General features: G+C 55.6%; 18 protein-coding genes. 15 read left to right on the forward strand and 3 right to left on the reverse strand.

Going from position 1 to position 20,428, the window contains the following annotated elements; translation table 11 throughout:
• Positions 1–168 precede the first annotated feature (168 nt).
• The 15 genes from glnE (at position 169) to V7747_RS08985 (ending at position 17,365) form a co-directional block, all read left to right on the forward strand.
• Entirely contained in the window at positions 169–3,117 is a 2,949-nt protein-coding gene (glnE, locus tag V7747_RS08915; RefSeq protein WP_335615689.1) for a bifunctional [glutamate--ammonia ligase]-adenylyl-L-tyrosine phosphorylase/[glutamate--ammonia-ligase] adenylyltransferase, read from the forward strand.
• Positions 3,118–3,194: 77 nt separating this feature from the next.
• A complete protein-coding gene (locus V7747_RS08920) occupies positions 3,195–4,118 on the forward strand; it encodes a branched-chain amino acid transaminase (protein WP_335615690.1) in 924 nt (307 codons plus the stop codon).
• 84 nt (positions 4,119–4,202) lie between these two features.
• Positions 4,203–5,249, forward strand: a complete 1,047-nt coding sequence (gene waaF / locus V7747_RS08925) for a lipopolysaccharide heptosyltransferase II (protein ID WP_335615691.1) — start codon at positions 4,203–4,205, stop codon at positions 5,247–5,249.
• A 3-nt stretch (positions 5,250–5,252) separates the two neighbouring features.
• Positions 5,253–6,311, forward strand: coding sequence for a lipopolysaccharide heptosyltransferase I (gene waaC, locus V7747_RS08930; RefSeq protein WP_335615692.1), 1,059 nt, complete (start codon positions 5,253–5,255; stop codon positions 6,309–6,311).
• Positions 6,311–7,432, forward strand: a complete 1,122-nt coding sequence (locus tag V7747_RS08935; RefSeq protein ID WP_335615814.1) for a glycosyltransferase family 4 protein — start codon at positions 6,311–6,313, stop codon at positions 7,430–7,432. Before waaC ends, V7747_RS08935 begins: the two co-directional genes overlap by 1 nt.
• Positions 7,429–8,244 (forward strand): lipopolysaccharide core heptose(I) kinase RfaP, encoded by an 816-nt coding sequence (gene rfaP / locus V7747_RS08940; RefSeq protein WP_335615693.1) that lies wholly within the window; start codon positions 7,429–7,431, stop codon positions 8,242–8,244. The genes V7747_RS08935 and rfaP overlap by 4 nt, the downstream gene beginning before the upstream one ends.
• On the forward strand, positions 8,241–8,987 hold the full coding sequence (locus V7747_RS08945) for a lipopolysaccharide kinase InaA family protein (RefSeq protein ID WP_335615694.1): 747 nt from the start codon (positions 8,241–8,243) through the stop codon (positions 8,985–8,987). Before rfaP ends, V7747_RS08945 begins: the two co-directional genes overlap by 4 nt.
• Positions 8,984–9,760 carry a lipopolysaccharide kinase InaA family protein gene (locus V7747_RS08950; RefSeq protein ID WP_335615695.1) on the forward strand — a complete coding sequence of 259 codons (777 nt, stop codon included), beginning with the start codon at positions 8,984–8,986 and terminating at the stop codon, positions 9,758–9,760. The genes V7747_RS08945 and V7747_RS08950 overlap by 4 nt, the downstream gene beginning before the upstream one ends.
• Positions 9,757–11,196: a lipopolysaccharide kinase InaA family protein gene (locus tag V7747_RS08955; RefSeq protein WP_335615696.1), complete on the forward strand. Its 1,440-nt coding sequence runs from the start codon at positions 9,757–9,759 to the stop codon at positions 11,194–11,196. Before V7747_RS08950 ends, V7747_RS08955 begins: the two co-directional genes overlap by 4 nt.
• A gap of 16 nt (positions 11,197–11,212) precedes the next feature.
• A complete protein-coding gene (locus V7747_RS08960; RefSeq protein ID WP_335615697.1) occupies positions 11,213–12,946 on the forward strand; it encodes a carbamoyltransferase family protein in 1,734 nt (577 codons plus the stop codon).
• A complete protein-coding gene (locus tag V7747_RS08965; RefSeq protein ID WP_335615698.1) occupies positions 12,943–14,067 on the forward strand; it encodes a glycosyltransferase in 1,125 nt (374 codons plus the stop codon). The genes V7747_RS08960 and V7747_RS08965 overlap by 4 nt, the downstream gene beginning before the upstream one ends.
• Positions 14,068–14,077: 10 nt before the next feature.
• Positions 14,078–14,965 (forward strand): DUF6625 family protein, encoded by an 888-nt coding sequence (locus V7747_RS08970; RefSeq protein WP_335615699.1) that lies wholly within the window; start codon positions 14,078–14,080, stop codon positions 14,963–14,965.
• Positions 14,962–15,885, forward strand: coding sequence for a glycosyltransferase family 2 protein (locus V7747_RS08975; protein WP_335615700.1), 924 nt, complete (start codon positions 14,962–14,964; stop codon positions 15,883–15,885). The genes V7747_RS08970 and V7747_RS08975 overlap by 4 nt, the downstream gene beginning before the upstream one ends.
• A complete protein-coding gene (locus V7747_RS08980; protein WP_335615701.1) occupies positions 15,882–16,697 on the forward strand; it encodes a glycosyltransferase family 2 protein in 816 nt (271 codons plus the stop codon). The genes V7747_RS08975 and V7747_RS08980 overlap by 4 nt, the downstream gene beginning before the upstream one ends.
• A 35-nt stretch (positions 16,698–16,732) precedes the next feature.
• Positions 16,733–17,365: a CatB-related O-acetyltransferase gene (locus V7747_RS08985; RefSeq protein WP_335615702.1), complete on the forward strand. Its 633-nt coding sequence runs from the start codon at positions 16,733–16,735 to the stop codon at positions 17,363–17,365.
• A gap of 5 nt (positions 17,366–17,370) precedes the next feature.
• Here the strand turns inward: V7747_RS08985 and V7747_RS08990 are convergent, their stop codons facing one another.
• The 3 genes from V7747_RS08990 to V7747_RS09000 are packed head-to-tail and all read right to left on the reverse strand — an operon-like array spanning position 17,371 to position 20,423.
• Complete coding sequence (locus V7747_RS08990; protein ID WP_335615703.1) at positions 17,371–18,036, reverse strand: HAD family hydrolase; 666 nt, start codon at positions 18,034–18,036, stop codon at positions 17,371–17,373.
• Between the two features lie 3 nt (positions 18,037–18,039).
• Entirely contained in the window at positions 18,040–18,777 is a 738-nt protein-coding gene (locus tag V7747_RS08995; RefSeq protein WP_335615704.1) for a 3-deoxy-manno-octulosonate cytidylyltransferase, read from the reverse strand.
• 8 nt (positions 18,778–18,785) lie between these two features.
• On the reverse strand, positions 18,786–20,423 hold the full coding sequence (locus V7747_RS09000) for an aldolase catalytic domain-containing protein (RefSeq protein WP_335615705.1): 1,638 nt from the start codon (positions 20,421–20,423) through the stop codon (positions 18,786–18,788).
• Positions 20,424–20,428 lie beyond the last annotated feature (5 nt).

Below are 20,428 nucleotides of genomic sequence, written 5' to 3' on the forward strand. Positions count from 1 at the left end.
ACTGAAATTGTTCTTGTAGTTTTACTACAAAAAAGCGGGTTTATCTACCCTCCTATGGTCTCATATGTAGCTTTGCTACATTGTGACCGAATGGTCTGCGCAGCTGTGCTTTCCTGTCGTGCACCATCATGGCAAGCTGCCGTTTCGGTTTTTTGTACAGGATAGACCATGCCTACTTCTCTGCCGTTGCTCCCGGATTCCCTGCGCCCAACGTTGGATCATCATCTGGCGCAGTGGCGCGCCGCGCTGGACGCCGCCGGACTGACAGCGCGGTGCGGCGAGCTGGGCGCCGATTTCGTTGCGCAGCTGCCGCAGGTATTGGCCGGCAGTGATTACGTCGCCGAGCAACTGCGACGCGATCCGCAGTTGGCCTGGCACCTGGTGGACGAGCAGCGCCTGTTGCGCCCGTTGCGCGAAGGGGAGATGCGCGAATTGCTGCAGCGAGAGCTGCACGGGCTGCAAAATGAAGACGAGCTGGCGCAGCGCCTGCGCCGCTTCCGGCAGGCACAGCAGGTCCGCATTATCTGGCGTGACCTGACCCGTCAGGCGACGCTCGCCGAAACCACCCGCGACCTGTCCGATATGGCCGATGCCTGCATTGATGAGGCGTATCAGTGGCTTTACCTGCAAACCTGCGCGGTGCTGGGCGAGCCACGCGGCGCTACCGGCGCACCACAGCACATGGTGGTGCTGGGCATGGGCAAACTGGGCGCCTTCGAGCTTAACCTGTCATCCGATATCGACCTGATCTTCGCGTACCCCGAACCGGGCGAGACCGTCGGTGGAAGACGCAGCCTGTCCAATCAGGAGTTTTTCATTCGTGTTGGCCAGAAGCTGATCAAGGCGCTGGACGCCCATACCGTGGACGGCTTTGTATTTCGCGTAGACATGCGTCTGCGACCTTACGGAGACAGCGGCGCGCTGGTATTCAGCTTTGATGCTCTGGAGCAGTACTACCAGAGCCAGGGGCGTGACTGGGAGCGCTACGCCATGATCAAGGCGCGGGTAGTGGCAGGCGATCAGGTGGCCGGTGCCGAGCTGCAGGCCATGCTCAAGCCCTTCGTCTATCGACGTTATCTGGACTTCGCCGCCATTGATGCGCTGCGCAGTCTGAAGCAAATGATTCAGCGTGAGGTGCAACGCAAGGGCCTGCAGGACAACGTCAAGCTCGGCTCCGGCGGTATTCGCGAGGTGGAGTTCATCGGGCAGGCCTTTCAGCTGATTCACGGCGGTCGTGACCGCGCCTTGCAGCAGCGGCCTATCCTGGGCGTGCTGCAAACCCTGGCGGCCAACGATTATTTCCCCGCAGCTGCGGTAGAAGAACTCACGACGGCCTACTGTTTTCTGCGTGACACCGAGCACGCCTTGCAGGCCGTGGATGATCGGCAGACCCAGATGCTGCCGACCGACGCGCAGGGCCAAGCGCGCATTGCTTTTATGCTCGGGTTTGCCGATTGGAAGGCGTTTCGGCAGCGTCTGGATCAGGAGCGCGCGATCGTGGCTCGGCATTTTGCCGGGGTGATTGCCGATCCCGACGAGGACGAAGCGGAACCTGCCGCGCCGCACGCCGATTGGCTGCCGCTATGGGAAGGGACGCTGGATGAAGCGCAAGCACTGGATCAGTTGCGCGCCGCGGGCTTTGCCGATGCCGACATGGCCTGGCGCCGGCTCAACGCCTTGCATGATTCCGGGCGAGTAAAGGCAATGCAGCGGGTAGGTCGGGAGCGTCTGGATGGTTTCATGCCGCGACTGCTGGCGATGGCTTGCGAGCAGGACAATGCCGATCTGGCGTTGGAGCGCGTACTGCCGCTGATCGAGGCTGTAGCGCGCCGCTCTGCCTATCTGGTACTGCTGACCGAGAACCCCGGCGCGTTGCGTGAACTACTGGTGCTCTGCGCCGCCAGTCCCTGGATCGCGGAACAGATTACCCGTTATCCGGTAGTGCTGGACGAGTTGCTCAACGCCGGCCGTTTGTATCGCCCGCCGGAGCCGGATGAGCTGGCCGATGAGCTGCGCCAGCAACTGCTGCGCATTCCTGAAGATGATCTGGAGCAGCAGATGGAGACCCTGCGCTACTTCAAACGCGCGCACATCTTGCGGGTCGCGGCCTCCGAGATTGCCGGTACCCTGCCGCTGATGAAGGTCAGTGACTATCTGACCTGGATTGCCGAAGCGATACTGCAGCAGGTTCTCAAGCTGGCCTGGCGCGAGATGGTCTCGCGGCATGGCCAACCGGCGCGCGCCGATGGCTCGCGCTGTGAGCTGGATTTTATTGTGGTGGGCTACGGCAAGGTGGGCGGCATCGAGCTGGGCCACGGCTCCGACCTGGATCTGGTGTTTGTTCACGACGGCGATCCGCAGTCCGAAACCGACGGAGCCAGGCCGATTGAGGGCAGCAAGTTCTTTACCCGACTGGGCCAGCGCATCATTCACATGCTCAACACCCAGACCGTTTCGGGCGCGCTTTACGAGGTCGACATGCGCCTGCGCCCTTCCGGCGACTCAGGCCTGCTGGTCAGCTCGCTCGCTTCTTTTGCGCGCTACCAGCGCGAAGAGGCCTGGACCTGGGAACATCAGGCGCTGGTCCGTGCGCGCCCGCTGCTCGGCTGTCCGCGGTTGACCGAGGGCTTTGCCGCGCTGCGTGCCGAGGTGTTGGGCATCCAGCGCGACGAAAAAGCCCTGGCGCGAGAGGTGATCGTCATGCGACAAAAAATGCGTGACAATCTGGGCACCTCGGCGACCGCAGCGGGGACCACAGAGCAAGCCTTTACCGCCGAGCGCCTGTTTGACCTCAAGCAGGATGCCGGAGGTATCGTTGATATCGAATTTATGGTGCAATATGCGGTTCTGGCCTGGTCGTGCCGGTACCCCGAATTACTACGCTACACCGATAACATCAGGATTCTTGATGAGCTGCAGAACGCCGGCCTGATCGCTGGCGAGGACGTACATCGCCTGCAGGAGGCTTACAAAGCCTACCGGGCAGCGGCTCATCGTCTGGCGTTGCAAAAGCAGCCAGGCAAAGTAAGCGGCGACCAGTTTCATGATTTCCGTCACGGAGTCATCAAGCTATGGCAGCAGATGCTGCCGACCCCAGAGCCTGACCCCGCTGCGTGAGGGGCAGGCGTACTGGAGCGCTCAGGCAGAACCAAGAACGCAAGACTGACAGAATAGAGAATATGGAGCTGGCTGCTATGTCGATGGCCGATCGTGATGGTGTTATCTGGTTTGATGGTGAAATGATTCCCTGGCGTGACGCTAACGTGCACGTGCTGACGCATTCGCTGCACTACGGCATGGGTGTATTCGAAGGTGTACGTGCCTATAACACGCCGGACGGCACGGCGATTTTCCGCCTGCAGGCGCACACTGATCGTCTGTTCGATTCGGCTCATATCATGGGTATGAAAATTCCCTTCACCAAGGAGCAGTTGAACGAAGCTCAGCGCGCCGTGGTACGGGAAAATGGTCTGGAGACCGCCTACATTCGCCCGCTGGTGTTCTACGGCTCCGAAGGTATGGGTATCCGTGCCGACAACCTCAAGGTTCACGTAGTAATCGCTGCCTGGCACTGGGGCGCTTATATGGGCGAAGAAGCGTTGGAGCGCGGCATCAAGATCCGCACCAGCTCCTTCACTCGCCATCACGTCAACATCACCATGACGCGTGCCAAGGCCAGTGGCGCCTACATGAACTCCATGCTGGCGTTGCAGGAAGCGGTATCGGCGGGTGCCGATGAAGCGCTGCTGCTGGATCCCGAAGGCTATGTGGCTGAAGGCTCTGGCGAAAACGTTTTCATTGTCAAGAACGGCACCATCTATACCCCGGAAGTCACTGCCTGCCTGAACGGTATTACCCGTGCCACAGTCCTGGCGCTGGCGGCTCAGTTCGGTGTGCCGATTGTCGAGAAGCGCATTACTCGCGATGAGGTCTATATCGCGGACGAAGCTTTCTTTACCGGTACCGCTGCCGAAGTAACGCCGATTCGCGAGCTCGATGGTCGCCAGATTGGCGAAGGTCGTCGCGGCCCGATTACCGAGAAGCTGCAAAAGGCCTACTTTGACCTGGTGACTGGTCAGACTGGCGAACACACCGACTGGCGGACGCTGGTCAAGTAAGCGGCGAGTGACAGGTTGCAGACGGCGAGCAGCTCCATTGCTTGCCGCCTTGCAGCTTGAAGCTCGCAGCTTGAAACTACCCCTATGAATATTCTGATCGTAGGTCCGAGCTGGGTAGGCGACATGGTGATGGCGCAGACCCTGTTCGTCTGCCTGAAACAGCAGCACGGTGAGGCGTGTCAGATCGACGTGCTCGCGCCGGACTGGAGTCGGCCAATTCTTGAACGCATGCCGCAAGTGCGGCAGGCGCTAAGCTTTCCTCTCGGCCATGGTTCACTGGAACTGGCAACCCGCCGGCGTATCGGCCGTGAGTTGGCCGGACAGTATGATCAGGCGATCCTGCTACCCAATTCATTGAAGTCGGCCCTGGTGCCCTTTTTTGCTGGCATCCCGGTACGCACCGGCTGGCGCGGCGAGATGCGTTACGGGCTGCTGAATGATGTACGGGTGCTCGATAAGGCGCGTTATCCGCTGATGATCGAGCGCTTTATGGCCCTGGCGTACCCCGCCGGGTACGAGCTCCCCAAACCCTATCCCAAGCCTGCCTTGCAGATAGAAGAGGGTTCGCGGGCTGCGGCGCTGGAGCGTTTTGGTCTGGAGCTGGATCGCCCGGTATTGGCCCTGTGCCCGGGAGCCGAGTTTGGTGAAGCCAAGCGCTGGCCCAGCGAGCATTACGCCAAGGTGGCGGAAGAGAAAATCCGGCAGGGCTGGCAGGTCTGGCTTTTCGGTTCGAAGAACGATCACGCCGTTGGTGAGCAGATTCGCGCGCGCCTCATTCCTGGGCTGCGCGAAGAGGCCGTCAACCTGTCGGGCGAGACTAGCCTGGCTGAAGCCATCGATCTGCTGTCATGCGCTGCGGCTGTAGCCAGTAACGATTCGGGCTTGATGCACGTTGCTGCCGCGCTAAACCGGCCGCTGGTAGCCATCTATGGTTCCACTTCGCCAGGCTTTACCCCGCCGCTGGCCGAACAGGTGGCCACGGTGCGGCTTGGTCTGGAATGCAGCCCGTGTTTTGATCGCACTTGCCGCTTTGGTCACTACAATTGCTTGCGTGATTTGCCTCCGGCGCAGGTGACCAGTGCGCTGGATCAGCTGGTTGGCGAAGCGCTCCCTGATCCGCAGGATAGCTAGCCGATGCGCGTGCTGGTGATCAAAACCACCTCGCTGGGCGATGTAATTCATACTCTGCCGGCCATCACCGACGCAGCCCGCGCGCTGCCGGGTATTCGTTTTGATTGGGTGGTTGAAGAGGGCTTCGCCGAGATACCGGCATGGCACCCCGCAGTTGATCGCGTGATTCCCGTGGCGGTGCGGCGCTGGCGTAAAAACCTGTGGCAAACACTGCGTGGCGGTGAGTGGCGCGCGTTCAAACAGCGGATCAGTGACACCCATTATGATCTGGTAATCGATGCGCAGGGTCTGATTAAAAGTGCCTGGCTCAGCCGTTACGCTCGTGGCCCGGTTGCCGGGCTGGACCGGGATTCGGCGCGGGAGCCGCTGGCCAGTCGGTTCTATCAGCAGCCAATCAATGTGCCCTGGGGCCAGCATGCCGTAGAGCGAACGAGGCAGCTGTTCGCCCAGGCGCTGGGTTACAGTGTTCCGGAAGGCCTGGGTGATTACGGCCTGGCGCTGGTGCAGGAGGCGCAGTCGGCAGAGCAGCCCTATGTGGTTTTTTTGCACGGCACCACTTGGGTGACCAAGCACTGGCCCGAGCGCTATTGGCAGGAACTGGCAGCGCGTGTCAGCGCCACGGGCATGCAGGTCAAGCTGCCCTGGGGGAATAGCAAGGAACAAGCCCGCGCGCAGCGTATCGCGCAAGGGCTGGACGGTGTTCAGGTGCTACCGAAATTATCCTTGGCTGGTGTGGCCCGGGTGCTGTCTGCAGCGCAAGCTTGCGTCGCAGTGGATACCGGGCTGGGCCACCTGGCCGCAGCGCTGGATGTGCCGACGCTGTCGTTGTTTGGTCCCACCAATCCAGGTTTTACCGGTGCCTACGGGCATGCCCAACGGCATCTGGCCAGCGACTTCGCCTGTGCGCCCTGTTTGCGCAAAACCTGCAACTACCAGCCAACGCCCGGCGATGCGCGGCAGTTCGACCTGAGCGCAGAGCAGCCGCTATGCTTTACACGGTTGGCGCCTGATGTGGTTATGGCTCAACTGCACACCCTGATTTCCGCAACGAGAGCTGAATGATGCAACTGGCCTTTGTGCTGTACAAATATTTCCCGTTTGGCGGGTTGCAGCGTGATTTCATGCGTATTGCACAGGTGTGTCAGGCTCGCGGGCATGCGATTCGTGTTTACACACTGATCTGGGAAGGTGAGGTTCCGCCGGGATTCGAGGTGATAGTTGCCCCGGTCAAGGCGCTGAGCAATCACAAGCGCAATGAACGCTTTACTGCCTGGGTGCAGGCTGACTTGGCCAAGCGCCCGGTGGATCGTCTAGTTGGTTTCAACAAAATGCCGGGGCTGGATGTCTACTACGCTGCGGATCCGTGCTTTGAAGACAAGGCCCAGACCCTGCGCAATCCGCTTTATCGCCATTTCGGCCGCTACCGGCATTTTGCCGAGTATGAACGCGCCGTCTTCTCGCCAGCGGTGGGCACCGAGATTCTGATGATCTCCGACGTACAGTTGCCGTTGTTCACCAAGCATTACCGCACCCCGCTGGATCGCTTCCATATGCTGCCGCCCGGTATCTCTCCAGACCGCCGTGCGCCTGACAATGCCGCTGAGCTGCGCGCAGCCTTTCGCCAGGAATTCAAGGTGGCTGCAGACGAGCTGTTGTTGGTTCAAATTGGCTCGGGCTTTATCACCAAGGGACTGGATCGATCGATTCGTGCCCTGGCCGCGCTGCCGACTGATTTGCGCAAGCGTACGCGCCTGATGGTGGTTGGTCAGGATGATGCGGGCAGCTTTCAGCGCCTGGCACGCTCGCTTGGCGTGGCCGAGCGGGTCGAGTTTCTCAAGGGGCGCAGTGATGTACCGCGCTTTCTGCTGGGGGCTGATCTGCTTATTCACCCGGCCTACAATGAAAACACTGGTACCGTGTTGCTGGAGGCGCTGGTGGCCGGATTGCCGGTGCTGGTGACCAATGTGTGTGGTTATGCGCACTACATTGAAGAAGCCGACTGCGGCCTGGTTGTGCCGTCACCCTTCGAGCAGAACACCCTCAACAAGATGCTCACTGACATGCTGAACAATCCGCAACTGCGCCAAGATTGGAAAAGCAACGCCCTGCGTTTCGCCGACGAGGCTGATCTGTACAGCCTGCCGGAGAAAGCTGCCGACGTCATTTTGGGAGCTGCTGCGTGACCCTGGCGCTGAAAGAACCCTTTGCTACGCTGTGGGCCGGTCGTGACCCCTTTGTGGAGGTAGAGCGCCTTGAAGGCGAGGTTTTCCGGGAGCTGGAGGCTCGTCGTACGCTGCGCACCGAGGTAGCTGGTCGAGGCTACTTTGTGAAAATACATCGCGGCGTAGGCTGGGGCGAGATCATCAAGAACTGGACCACGTTGAAGGCGCCGGTGTTGGGCGCCGGGCAGGAGTGGCAGGCGATCGCGGCCCTGCAGCAGGCCGGCGTGCCGACCATGGCGGCAGTGGCCTTTGGCGAGCGTGGCAGGAACCCCGCGGCGCAGCACTCTTTCATCATTACCGAAGAGCTGGCGCCGACCATCAGTCTGGAAGATTACAGCATGGACTGGCTCAGCCAGCCGCCGGAGCCAGCGCTGAAGCGCGCCCTGATCGAACGGGTAGCGCAGATGACCGGGCAAATGCACCGTGCAGGCGTCAACCACCGGGACTGCTACATCTGTCATTTTCTGCTGCATACCGACCAGGAAGTCAGTGCGCAATCGGTCAGCCTCTCGCTGATAGACCTGCATCGAGCGCAGATCCGCAACAAGGTACCGCTGCGCTGGCGCAACAAGGATCTGGCCGGACTGTACTTTTCCGCTTTGAACATTGGCCTCACTCGCGGCGACAAACTGCGCTTTCTGCGGACTTATTTCGCGCTACCGCTGCGCGACGTTCTGCGCCAGGAAGCTCCGTTGTTGCGCGCGCTAGAGCGCAAGGCTGCCAAACTCCAGGCGCGCTTTGCGCGCAAGTACGCGCCTGGCGCCGAGTCATGAAACGCTGGACTCTCAACCCCGAGTACGCGACCGGGGACAGCGGGCGGCTATTCGCCGATATGGACTCGGTGTTCGCATTGCAGGGAGAGCTGATCACCAGCGATCCCATCAGCAGTGTGCACAAGGTGTGGGTTCGTGATCGCTTCTATTACGTCAAACGCTATACCGGCGCAGGGAAGAACTTGCGCCGGTATATTGGCCGTTCGCGCATTCAGGCTGAGTGGGAAAATCTGCTGCGATTCCAGGCCTGGGGCATTCCCACTGCACCGGTGGTTGCCTTTGGCTCGGAGCGGCAGGCGGGTGCCTTTGTCCGGGGCGCGCTGATCACAGAAGAGTTGCGGGCGACCCAAGATTTGGCCAGTCTGGCCAGACAGGGTGATCTCCGTCTCAGTGATGGCGCATGGGTCAGGCACGTGGCCAGACAGATAGCCTGGGCTACCCGCATGATGCATGATCAGGGCTTCACGCATAACGACCTGAAGTGGCGCAACATCCTGGTGGACGAGCGCGCACTGGCCAAGGTGTACTTTATTGACTGTCCAGCTGGCACCTTCTGGCGTGGACCTATGCTGCAATACCGCATAACCAAGGATCTCGCCTGCCTGGACAAATTGGCCAAGCAGAACCTCAGCCGCGCGCAACGGCTGAGGTTCTATAAAACCTATTTAGGTCGCGCGGTTTTAACGTCGCAGGACAAAAAGCGCATCGCGTCCATCGTGTCCTTCTTTGAGGGTAGAGAATGAGTAGTTTGCCCTTCGTGGCAGTGAACGCACATGAGGTGCTTGCGCGCCATGGCGTCAACAGCTTTGCGGCGCTCTGGGCGCTTGAGCTCGACGCCGTAGATGCGCCGAATACCGGCCGTGGTGGTTGGAGCAGTGTGCATCGTCTGGAGCTTGAGGACGCCAATGGTGACGTACAGTGTTTTTACCTCAAGCGGCAGGACAACCATTGCACGCGGACCCTGCGGGCGCCGTTCGGTGAGCCGACATTCTCCCGCGAGTTTCGCGCCGTCCAGCAGTATGCCAAGCTGGGCATACCTGCTCTGGAGGCCGCTTTTTTTGCTCGGCGCACCGTTGACGGCAGGCAACAGGCCGTACTGCTAACCCGCGCGCTGGATGAATATGCCCCCCTTGATGAGTGGTTCGAGCGTTGGCCCACCCTGCCACCCGCCGACATACGCACACTTGCGCAAGCCGCAGGAGCGTTGGTCAGAGCGTTGCACAACGCGGGGGTTATCCATAATTGTCTGTATCCAAAGCACGTCTTCCTCAAGCTGCACGGTGATGGTGCTGGCGCGCGTCTGATTGATCTCGAGAAGACCCGCCGTGCCTGGTTCGGCCAGCGCGACCTGATCCGCGACCTGGAAACCCTGAATCGACGCAGTTTGACGCCGACGCGAACCCAGCGGTTGCGCTTCCTGCTGGCGTACTTCGGGCAGCAACGGTTGAACGCGCAGAGCAAGGCGCTGGTGCGGCAGCTCTTGGCTCGCCAGGCCGGTAAGGAAGCCAAGCGATGACACTGACCGCGCAGCTGCAAGCAGCCGGACGCGCCCCGGCCCTGGCTGTGGACGTCCCGCTGGCAGCGGGTGGTTCCGCGCGGGTCGAACAGTGGCTGCGGATCCTGCCAGGCAAACGCCTGGTGGCCCAGGCGATGCAAGGCGATACGCCGGTGCTGCTCAAGTTGTTTGTCGGTGCGAGCGCGGCACGTCATTGCGAGCGCGAGCGTGCGGGCATGAACGCCTTGGCTGAACAGGGCATCACCGCGCCCAGATTGCTGGCCGAGGGTGAACTCGATGGCGGCGGTCGCTATCTGATGACCGAGTTTCTGTGTGCCGCACAATCGCTGCAGCAGACGTGGGATGCATTGTCCAGCCGCGAACCAGGGGCTGGTGAGGCTATGACGCTGCTGGGCAAGGCGTTGGCAGTCATTGCCGAGCTGCACAGCAAAGGGCTGACGCAAACTGATCTGCACCTTGGTAACTTTCTGCTGCAGGGCGAACAGGTATTTGTTATCGATGGTGATGCTGTTGAGGCGGTCTCGCCGGGCCAGCCGCTGACGGCTGAACAGGCGCAGCAGAATCTGGCGATCTTCTTCGCACAGCTGGTTCCCGAGTGGGATGCGTTTACTGAGCTACTGTTGATCAGCTATCTGCAGCATAACCCGCTGGCATTGAATCCGGACAAGCTGGCGGCCTCAGTTGTGCGCATTCGACAGCGCCGCCAGGACGACTACCTGGGCAAATCCCTGCGTGACTGCACCCTGTTTTCAGTGCAGCGCAGTTGGCTACGTTTCACCACTGTAGTGCGGTCGCAGAGTGAACGCATGCGCAGCGTACTGCGTGATCCTGACAGTTATTTTGGTGCACAGCCGCTACTCAAGGATGGCGGTAGCAGCACGGTGGCCAAGGTCGCGCTGGGGGACGGCTCGGTCGTCATCAAGCGCTACAATATCAAAGGGTTTATGCATTGGCTGAAGCGCTTTTGGCGTCCCAGTAGGGCCTGGCATTCCTGGCAGGCGGCGCATCGTTTGGCGTTTTTGGGTATTGCCACGCCGGCGCCCCTGGCAATGATCGAGCGGCGCTTTGGTCCACTGCGCCGCGAAGCCTGGCTTATCAACGAGTACTGCGCAGGCGATCATCTGCTCAACGTATTGGGTGAGCGAGGTGAGCTAGCCCCTGACGATATAACAGGCCCGGCTTTGCTCAAGGTTTTTCAACAGCTGGTGGCTGCGCGTATCAGCCATGGCGACTGCAAGGCCACCAACCTGCTTTGGCTGGATGGCGAGGTACTACTGATCGATCTTGATGCCATGCAGCAGCATCAGAGTCTGCGCCAATGGCAGCAGGCGTGGGCCAAAGACCGTGCCCGTTTTATCCGTAACTGGCCGCAGGGTAGCCCGCTTGCGAACTGGTTGGAACAGCACCTGCCGGTTGTGGCAACGAACACTGATTAGATAAAAGAGGAACACTGTGGGACTGACGATACTTGGCCTTTCAGGCGCCCTGAGCCACGACCCGTCTGCAGCACTGTATATTGACGGGAAACTCATCGCAGCCGTAGAGGAAGAGCGTTTTGTGCGTGACAAGCATGCAAAGAATCGTATGCCCTATGAGTCCGCCAAGTTCTGCCTGGAGCAGGCGGGTATCACGCCTGCACAAGTGGACATAGTCACCATCCCCTTCGCCCCCATAAGCCTGTTCTCCAGCAAGGCGCGCTGGCATTACGCGAAACGCTACTGGTATGCGCCGGATCGTTCGCTGGACGCACTGCTAACCGGCAATCGCCGCTTCAAGCGCTACCGGAAGAAGATTCTATGGTGTCTGGAGCAGCTTGGCTTTGATGCAAAAAAGGTACGCCTGGAGCCGGTTGAACACCATCTGGCCCACGCCTCCAGTGCCTATCACTGCTCCGGTTTCACCGAGAAGACTGCGATCATGGGGATCGATGGTAAGGGTGAGTATGCAACCACCTTTTTTGGTTACGGTGAAAACGGCAAGATTCACAAGATCAAGGAGTTCTACGACCCGGACTCGCTGGGTGGTCTGTATGGTGCGCTGACCGAGTACCTGGGTTTCGAGATGCTCGATGGCGAGTTCAAGGTCATGGGCATGGCGCCCTACGGCGACGCGGCCAAATACGACTTCTCCCGGCTGGCCAAATTCGAGCAGGGTGAGCTGATCATCAATACCGACTACGCCAATGTCATCGGGTTTCGCCGTTACAAGGAAAAGGGCAAGGGCTATTACTTCTCGCCCAAGCTGATCGAGTGGCTCGGGCCCAAGCGCGAAGGCGATATCGCCGACGACCCTTACGTGCATTACGCCGCCAGTATGCAGGCGCTTTTTGAGAAGCTCGCGCTGGAGATGATGGACTACTACCTGGGCGACATTCTGCGGGAAACCGGGCGCCTTGCGTTTGCCGGTGGCTGCGCGCTTAACGTCAAATTGAACCAGCGGATCATCGCGCGGCCGGAGGTCAAGGAGCTATTCGTGCAGCCTGCTTCGGGTGACGCTGGCACTGCAGTGGGGGCGGCGTCCTATGTGTCGGTGATGAACGGCGTTCCTGTTGAGAAGATGGAACACGTCTATCTCGGCCCTGCCTTCAGTAATGAAGACATCATTGCCGCCTGTGCGCGTCACCCGAACAAGCCGGAATGGGAAAAGATCGACGACGTTCCGCAGGAAATTGCCAAGGTGCTCGTTGAAGGCAACCCGGTTGCCTGGTTCCAGGGCCGCATGGAGTTTGGTCCTCGCGCCTTGGGCGGTCGCTCTATCATTGGCTGCCCCAGCGTCAAGGGCGTGGCAGATCGGATCAACGAGCAGATCAAGTTTCGTGAGCGCTGGCGGCCATTCTGCCCGTCCATGCTTGATACCGTGGCGGACAAGATGCTGAGCGTTGACCACCCATCGCCCTTCATGACCTTTACCTTTGACGTAAACGACGAGTGGAAAGCGCGCGTGCACGAGGTAGTACACGAAGACGGCACAGCGCGCGCGCAGGTACTAAAACGCGAGTACAATCCGCGGTATTACGACTTGATGAAGGAGCTGGAGGTCATGACCGGGAATGGTGTTGTGCTCAATACGTCGCTCAATCGCCGCGGTGAGCCCATGGTCTGCTCACCGAAGGATGCGCTTGATATGTTCTTTGGCTCTGACCTGCAGTTTTTGATTATGGAAGATATTCTGGTAGTTAAGCGGTGAGCGTTGCTGGCAAGCAACGACATGTACTTCAGGTCTGTCATGGCTATGACGGACCTTTTCTCGATTGTGCTCGACAGTACGCTGCGCTGTTTGACGGAACCGACTATCAAGTCACCACGGTCTTTTTGACCGGCAAGGCCGATCCGCAAGTGGCAGAGCAGTGCCATAGCGCTGAAGTGATATTCATGGGCTATAGTTCTGCAGACATTCGTGGTTTGAAACTGAAGGCCATTCGAGAGCTGCGTCAGATCGCTACTAATCACGACTTTAGTTTCTGCATTGCCCATCGCTCCAAACCTACTTACATCGCGTGCTTGGCAACTAACCTTATGGTTATCGGCGTGCATCACGCCTTTGGCGACTTTCAACGTCTTGGTCGGCGCCTCTTTGCGCGTGTTTTTCGTAAACGCCTGTATTTGTTAGCTGTTTCTGATGCGGTAAGAAATGACATTCGTCGTTGCTTACCTGATTGGCCTGTCGAGCGCGTTCAAACGCTACATAACCGGATCAATGTTGCGGCAGTCTGCGGCGATCAAATCGAGCGAAGCGAAGCGCGTACTACCTTGAGTCTGGATCAAAACGCCTGGGTGGTCGGCAACGTCGGAAGGTTGCACCCAGATAAGGATCAGGCCACGCTGCTCAAAGGCTTCGCACGGGCGCTGCCAGACCTGCCTCCTGAGGCCATTCTGGTAATCTTAGGCACTGGTCGGCTGGAAGCAAGGCTAAAGAGTTTGTCACAGACATTGGGTATCGCTGATCGAGTTCTGTTCAAGGGGCAAGTGCCGAACGCTCGTCGCTATTTCAAGGCATTCGACGTGTTCGCGCTAACCTCCGACCATGAGCCTTTTGGCATGGTTCTGCTCGAAGCTATGGCAGCAGGTAATCTGATGATTTGTAGTGATTGCGGTGGCGGCCCGGAGGTGGTTGGTAGTGCTGGGTACCTGTTTCCTTTAGGTGATGAGATTGCGCTTTCAGAGGTTTTGCTGCAGAGCTATAACGCCAGTGAAGATCAGATTAGCCGCTTGGCCCAACAAACTAGAGAGCGTATTGTCGCGCTGTTTTCTGATGCGTCCGCGCAACAGAAGTTCTGGGCGCTGCCCATGATGGCCAACTACAAATAGAGTCTCAAATATGGTTAGTACCAAAAGGAACGGCTCTCCCCGTATTCGCTTTGTAATTCCTTACTTTGGTTCTTGGCCATTCTGGATGGATTTCTTCCTGGCAGGGTGCGCCCGCAATCCTGACATAGACTGGCTGTTCTTTACTGACTGCGGTATGCCGCAGAACCTGCCGGACAACGTGACCCTTGTCGACATTTCGTATCCTGACTATTGCGCGCTGGTTTCTGAACGCCTGGGTATCGATTTCTATCCGGCTAATCCGTACAAGCTTTGCGACATTAAGCCGGCTTTAGGTTATATCCATGCTGAGCATTTGGATGGTTATGATTTCTGGGCGTTTGGTGATATCGACGTCGTTTACGGCAACCTTAGGAAATATTTCACACCTGAGCGATTGGCTACGAAAGATCTTTTTGCCACCCATGCTCGGCGCATTTCCGGCCATCTTTGCCTGCTACGCAATACGTCGACGATGCGAGAGGCTTTTAAGCTGATACCGCAATGGCAAGAGCGATTCGCTGACGAAGCACATCTAGCGCTGGATGAAGGCGCCTTTAGTCGTCTTTTCGTGCGGCATAAAAACTGGCCAGAGCCTTTGCGCCGTCTCGCCAATAGCTTTAATCGGTGGGCACAGTGCAGCGAGTTTGTCGAAAGCCACAGCACATTCAGTATTCTTCCAGATGGTCGCAGGGTGGTTCCGCAGCGCTGGCTACTGCAGAACGGCCGGCTGACCAATAGTGAGCTGGGCGACACGGAGCTACCCTATTTGCATTTTCTGGTCTGGAAAAATCAACACTGGAAAGGTGTAGCCCCTGAGTCCCTGCGTGGTCCAAAAGCGCTAGCGCAAAAGTCTGCATGGCAAGTCTGTGAGTCCGGCTGGAGTGAGTACAGCGAATGACATCCAAGGGCGTAAAAGAATATCCGTTAGTGTCGGTCATTGTCCCTTGTTACAACTATGCTGGGTATGTTGAGGAAACATTACGCAGTGTGCTCGCGCAGGACTACCCGAATTTTGAACTGATAGTGGTAGATGACGGCTCTACCGATAACAGCGTTCAGGTTATCGAGCGCGCTCTGGCCGCCAATCAAGAGAGTCTTGCGCAGCGCGTGGAGTTCATTCGGCAGGACAACGCAGGTGTTAGTGCCGCATTGAATACGGGGCTGGCGCAGTCTCGAGGAGACTTTATAGCGACTTTTGACGCGGATGACATCATGCCGCCACAGCGTCTCTCAGTGCAGCTGGCGTACCTGCGGGAGCATCCAGAAGTCGGATGTTTGGGTGGTGTGGCAGTGCGCATCGATGAGCAGGGTAAGTTACTGCCCAAAAAAGACAAAAAGCGGTCTGTGCGGCGCTATGACTTTTCGCAAGCGCTGGCATCAGCTTTAGTAGTTGGCGGTAATATCGCGGTCTACCGGCGAGACGCCATCGATAAGGCTGGACGCTATGATCCTGCAATCAAAATTCAAGACTTCCAAATGACCTTGAAAGTCGCCAAGGCCGGTTTTTATGTGGATGTTTTGCCGGATACTGTGACGCTGTATCGAAAGCATGAAGGCAGTTTGTCGAAGAACTATAAAGCAGAGTACCGTTACGGCTTGGATGTGATAGCGCCTTACTCCGAGCATCCGCAGTATGAATCTGCTAAAGCGAGACTTATCACCAAGGCGCTGCGTATGGCGGTTATCTACGATAAATCCTACGGCTGGAAGCTACTCAGTCAGGTGCCGCTGCGGCAGTGGGATAAGCAATTATTGAAGAGGTTGCGTCACTTGCTGTTAAAGAGAGCGAAGCCGGCACTTGAGGAAACACTGCAATGAATCAGCAAGGAACATTAGTGGATGCGGCCGTCGATCATCCGACCCGCATTGATGTAGTTATTTTGAGCTTCGCAAAGACGGCAGAGCTGCGGGCCATGACCGAAACCTGTCTCGATACGCTTCTGGCTTCAGAGAAGCCAGGCAGCATCATTTTTGATGTGGTGGTGGTGGAGTCAAATCATCAGTCGCCGGAATACACACAGTTGGGTGTGCGCACGCTGTACCTTCCGCCCCCCTTCAACTACCACCGTTATATGAACGAGGGTATAAAGCGTGGTAGTGGCAACTTTGTGGCTATTTGCAATAACGATTTGTCCTTCCACGCCGGATGGGCTTCACAGCTTATGGAGGCGTTTTCGGCTGATCCTGATTTAGTGAGTGCAAGCCCTGCCTGCTCGCTCCATCATCCTAAAAATGGGTTTGCGCTCCATTCCGGAGTGCACCCGGGCTATCGCGTGTTGAAAGAGATATCTGGCTGGTGTTTGGTTTTCAGGCGCTCAATGCTCGATATCACAGGTATGTTGGATGAGCGATTTTACTTTTGGTACGCAGATGATGACTATGCGCGCACGCTAGAGAAGCACAATCTAAAGCATGCGCTGGTTTCATCCTCAGTGGTTGATCATTTGGATAGTAAGACGTTAGAGCAGCAAAGTATTTTTAATCAGTTAATGATAACTAGAAAGTCAAAATTTGTTTTTCAGGAAAAGTGGTCTGGGAAAGGGAGGCTTTATCTTTTTGGTAAAAAGTTAAAGTTTTACATGCAGATCCCTTTGTATTACTTAGGCTTGAAGAAAATATTCAAGAAATAGAGTGCGTTAGATTTTATCATGGAGGAGGATCGGCTTTGAAATGGTTAGATCGTCGCCTACGCCGTAGAAAAAAAAGAAACATAAAAAAGCTTCCAAAGTTTGAGCAAGGGCGCGCGCTCTTTAAATTACGGTATCCTCAGTATGAGTGCGGCTTAGGAACCTACGGCTTGCCAGAAGTTAGGGATTGGAATGAAGGTTCTACTCTAAAGATAGGTGCTTATTGTTCGATAGCGGAAGAAGTAAAGATACTTTTAGGCGGGCACCATCGGGCTGACTGGGTTACAACATTCCCTTTTCCGGCTTTTATTTCTGAAGCTGCTCATATCAAGAGCTACAATGGAAGTCATGGTGACGTGATTGTAGGAAATGATGTGTGGCTGTGCTCCGGTTGTACGATATTGTCCGGGGTGACAGTCGGAGATGGTGCTGTCGTAGCGGCAAACTCTTTAGTGACTAAAAATGTTGAGCCTTATTCCGTTGTTGGTGGTAATCCTGCGAAGTTTATAAAGTGGCGCTTTTCGGAGGAGGTAAGAAAGGCTTTGTTGAAGTCTCAGTGGTGGACTTGGTCTATTGATGAAATCCGCAGCGTGACGGAACTGTTGTGTAGCGATAATGTAGCCGATTTTTTGGAGTATGCAGAGCAGCGCAAGCAACCAAAAGGCACCTAACGAGGTTATACGTTAGGTGCTTTTTCTTTTTCTAGGAATTGTTCTAAGTTTGCTGCGTTTGCGATGTTATTGATTTGGCACCAGTGTCGCCAGTTTTCGACTTCTGTCCAGTCGCTCACGAATACGAACTCCATACCTGCTCCGGTTGACGCCGTGTGATCGTAAGCGCTGTCTCCCAAAAAAAGCGCGGGAAATATGATGTTACCGTTCCTTTTCTCGCGCTCTAGTATTTCTTCTTTTGTGTCTGGGCTTCCAAATATCCCGCCATCGAATAGCTGTGATATTTCGCGATGAGAAAAAATATCTCTTAGTTCCTGCTGATCGCCACCTGAGGCAACAAGCCATTTCGTTTGTTTATATTTTTCTCTAAGTTCTTTTAGTTTGGGCGCTATTTGGCAGGACCGGAGGCCTTCTTTCACTTTATCGGCGTAACAAGTTAGTAGCGAGTCTATGTTAGGACCTATTATGTTTTGGGGTTTGATGTGCTCCATGAAATAACTGAATTTTCTATATCTTGAGACGCCACCATACTTTTTATGATATTGCACTAGCTCCTCTGCTGCGGTTTTGCCGTATGGAAGAGCTGCCTGGTAAAAAGCTTCGCTCTTGACAGTGTTTGAGTTTAATATTACACCGTCGCAATCAAAAATAAATGTCTTATACTGTTTCATGTTTTATAAAGAGGCTAAGGTTAAGGCGGCTTCGACATTGGCTACGTCTTCTGGACAGTCAACCGCTAAGCTGCCTGGTTTGGTTTCTACCATAAGAATGTTTTTTCCTAGTTCGAAGAACCTTAAAATTTCTATATCTTCGCATTGTTCGAGGCTGCTTTTTTGATTGAAACTCTTGAACGCGGCTAGCTCCTCGCGCGTAAAACCATAGATGCAAACCTGTTTTTTATAGCGGGACGGGGCATTTTGGGTGTCTTTGAAGCCTGGGATTGGTGCTCTAGACATATAAATGAGTTTGTTTTCTTGGTTTGTAATTACTTTCGGAATGTTGATATTGTTAACATCTTCTTCTTTCGAGAGCCAGCAAAAACCGTTGACGACCGAATCCATGTTTTTCAGTTTTGCATCACGTATCTTTATAATGTCCGTAGGGCAGACGAGTGGCTCATCTCCTTGCACGTTTATAAATATTTCCGCGGCGATTTTCTCTGCAGCTTCAGCAAGTCGGTCAGTACCGGTAAGCGCTTCTTCCGTTGTTATAATAGCTTGGTATCCTGCATCAACGACAACGTTAGCAATCGCTTCGCTGTCTGTTGCGATATAAGTGTTGCTGCGACCAACGGCTTTAGCCGACAGCTCGGCGACCCAGAGAATCATAGGTTTTCCCAATAACTCAACAAGCGGTTTGCCTGGGTAGCGGGAAGATGCGAACCGAGCGGGAATTAGTACAACTGTTCTCATAAGAGTCCTTACATTGCATATACTGAGTGGATAGGTATGTCATATCGAGTAGGCGTTATAGATACCAGTTCTCTTGAGTCTGAGCTAGACTGATAAAGCGCTAAAACATCTTTGATCTCTCTACTACGCGGATCATCACTACCATACCCGTCAAAACCAGACATGAGTATTTTTTTTGCACTGCCACTGGTAATCATCGCTAAAGCATAAGCCAGGACTAAGGGGCTCGGTGTGGTGCACGATGTTTCTTTGAACTCAAACTTATCAGACTCAATATTAACCCCAAAATCCAGAGTTTTTTTGGCAGAAAGTGCATTGCGAACATCGCTGGGTAGCATCGACTCAGGAACGATAAGTGGCTGCGGGAGCTGCGCATAGGCCTTGCAGTCTGCTAACAACCTAACCGGGTGACATGCAATCCGAAAATCGATTAACTCAGCCTGAATATCTGATTGAGTGTTTAAAGCGATGACAACGGGTTTGGCTTTTTTAATATAGCTCTCGACCGCTTTTCTGTGGCTTCTTACTCCTGGTCCAGCGCCCAGCAGTAAAACATCCCGTCCATCTAGCGCATGCTTGGGGTTCCAAGAGCCTTCTGCTTTGCCAACATAAAAGTTTCTGGCCGAGGCAAGCGTCTCAGGTCTGAATTTTTTCCCGCCTTTTTCTTTTAGGTACTCTATTACTGATAATACATCTTCTTCATCGTAGCGCGAGTCCCCCAGCATCTCTTGGATATAAGTCGGGTGAATGCCGTATTTTCCGGTTAGGTAATAGTATGGATTGCTACCCCAGCCATACTGCTGCTGCATTGGTTTAAAGGTTTTTCTGATTAGAGTCATCAGAGGTACTAGATTCGCTTTAGCGCGGCGCAAAGAGGAAAGCTCTATTGCCAGTTCTTCGGTTCTCGCGTTGCCTGGCCCTCTCCCCATTCCGGTTACTGTCGAGTCCACCCACGTCGCCCCAGCTGATATCGCCTCCAGCGTATTGGCTAGAGCTAGCCCTAAATTGTCATGGGTGTGAACGCCTATAGGACCTGACCAACCTTTAGCTAGCCATTGCACTGTTTGCTTTGTTTGTTGAGGGTTCATGCTTCCCATGCTGTCGGCTACGTAAAGTACATCTATTGGGTGCAATGAAGCAGTCTCCGCCAGAGAAACTATCTCTGACTCTGATCTATCCGCAATTTGCATGAGATTAAAACCCACGTCGAAACCTCGATCTTTTAACCATTTTACGCTAGCTAACGCGCCAACAAATTCGAATGAGTGACAAGCTATACGCACTAAAGAAACTGGTGATGTGTCTGCGGAATTTGGAAATAACAAGGCGAGCGTATCTGTAAGTTTCGGTCCCGTCAGTAGTTCGCTGGCGTTTATCATGACGCTAATCTTAAGAGAGTTAGGGAGGTCTAGGCTTTTAATATACTCGTCTGTGGTATATGCGTGTGCCCCCATAAAGCCATGAGTCTTGCGGGTGCGTAGCCCCAACTCTATAACATCTACACCTGCCTCTGTTACAGCCTCTATGTAGTGATGAACCAAATCTGGAGAAAAGTCCCAGGCGTTGTAATATCCGCCATCACGCAAGGTGCAGTCTAGAAAAATAGCTTGCGTCTTTTCAGTTGTGGTTTTTTTTGGGGATAGCATTGTCA

The organism is Halopseudomonas sp., assembly GCF_036960865.1.
In the GTDB taxonomy this organism is placed as follows: Bacteria; Pseudomonadota; Gammaproteobacteria; order Pseudomonadales; family Pseudomonadaceae; genus Halopseudomonas.

Excerpts from the sequence above, each read along its gene's own strand:
- glnE (WP_335615689.1), top strand. The coding sequence starts at position 169 with ATGCCTACTTCTCTGCCGTTGCTCCCGGATTCCCTGCGCCCAACGTTG.
- V7747_RS08920 (WP_335615690.1), top strand. The coding sequence starts at position 3,195 with ATGTCGATGGCCGATCGTGATGGTGTTATCTGGTTTGATGGTGAAATG.
- waaF (WP_335615691.1), top strand. The coding sequence starts at position 4,203 with ATGAATATTCTGATCGTAGGTCCGAGCTGGGTAGGCGACATGGTGATG.
- waaC (WP_335615692.1), top strand. The coding sequence starts at position 5,253 with ATGCGCGTGCTGGTGATCAAAACCACCTCGCTGGGCGATGTAATTCAT.
- V7747_RS08935 (WP_335615814.1), top strand. The coding sequence starts at position 6,311 with ATGCAACTGGCCTTTGTGCTGTACAAATATTTCCCGTTTGGCGGGTTG.
- V7747_RS08945 (WP_335615694.1), top strand. The coding sequence starts at position 8,241 with ATGAAACGCTGGACTCTCAACCCCGAGTACGCGACCGGGGACAGCGGG.
- V7747_RS08950 (WP_335615695.1), top strand. The coding sequence starts at position 8,984 with ATGAGTAGTTTGCCCTTCGTGGCAGTGAACGCACATGAGGTGCTTGCG.
- V7747_RS08955 (WP_335615696.1), top strand. The coding sequence starts at position 9,757 with ATGACACTGACCGCGCAGCTGCAAGCAGCCGGACGCGCCCCGGCCCTG.
- V7747_RS08970 (WP_335615699.1), top strand. The coding sequence starts at position 14,078 with ATGGTTAGTACCAAAAGGAACGGCTCTCCCCGTATTCGCTTTGTAATT.
- V7747_RS08975 (WP_335615700.1), top strand. The coding sequence starts at position 14,962 with ATGACATCCAAGGGCGTAAAAGAATATCCGTTAGTGTCGGTCATTGTC.
- V7747_RS08980 (WP_335615701.1), top strand. The coding sequence starts at position 15,882 with ATGAATCAGCAAGGAACATTAGTGGATGCGGCCGTCGATCATCCGACC.
- V7747_RS08990 (WP_335615703.1), bottom strand. The coding sequence starts at position 18,036 with ATGAAACAGTATAAGACATTTATTTTTGATTGCGACGGTGTAATATTA.
- V7747_RS08995 (WP_335615704.1), bottom strand. The coding sequence starts at position 18,777 with ATGAGAACAGTTGTACTAATTCCCGCTCGGTTCGCATCTTCCCGCTAC.
- V7747_RS09000 (WP_335615705.1), bottom strand. The coding sequence starts at position 20,423 with ATGCTATCCCCAAAAAAAACCACAACTGAAAAGACGCAAGCTATTTTT.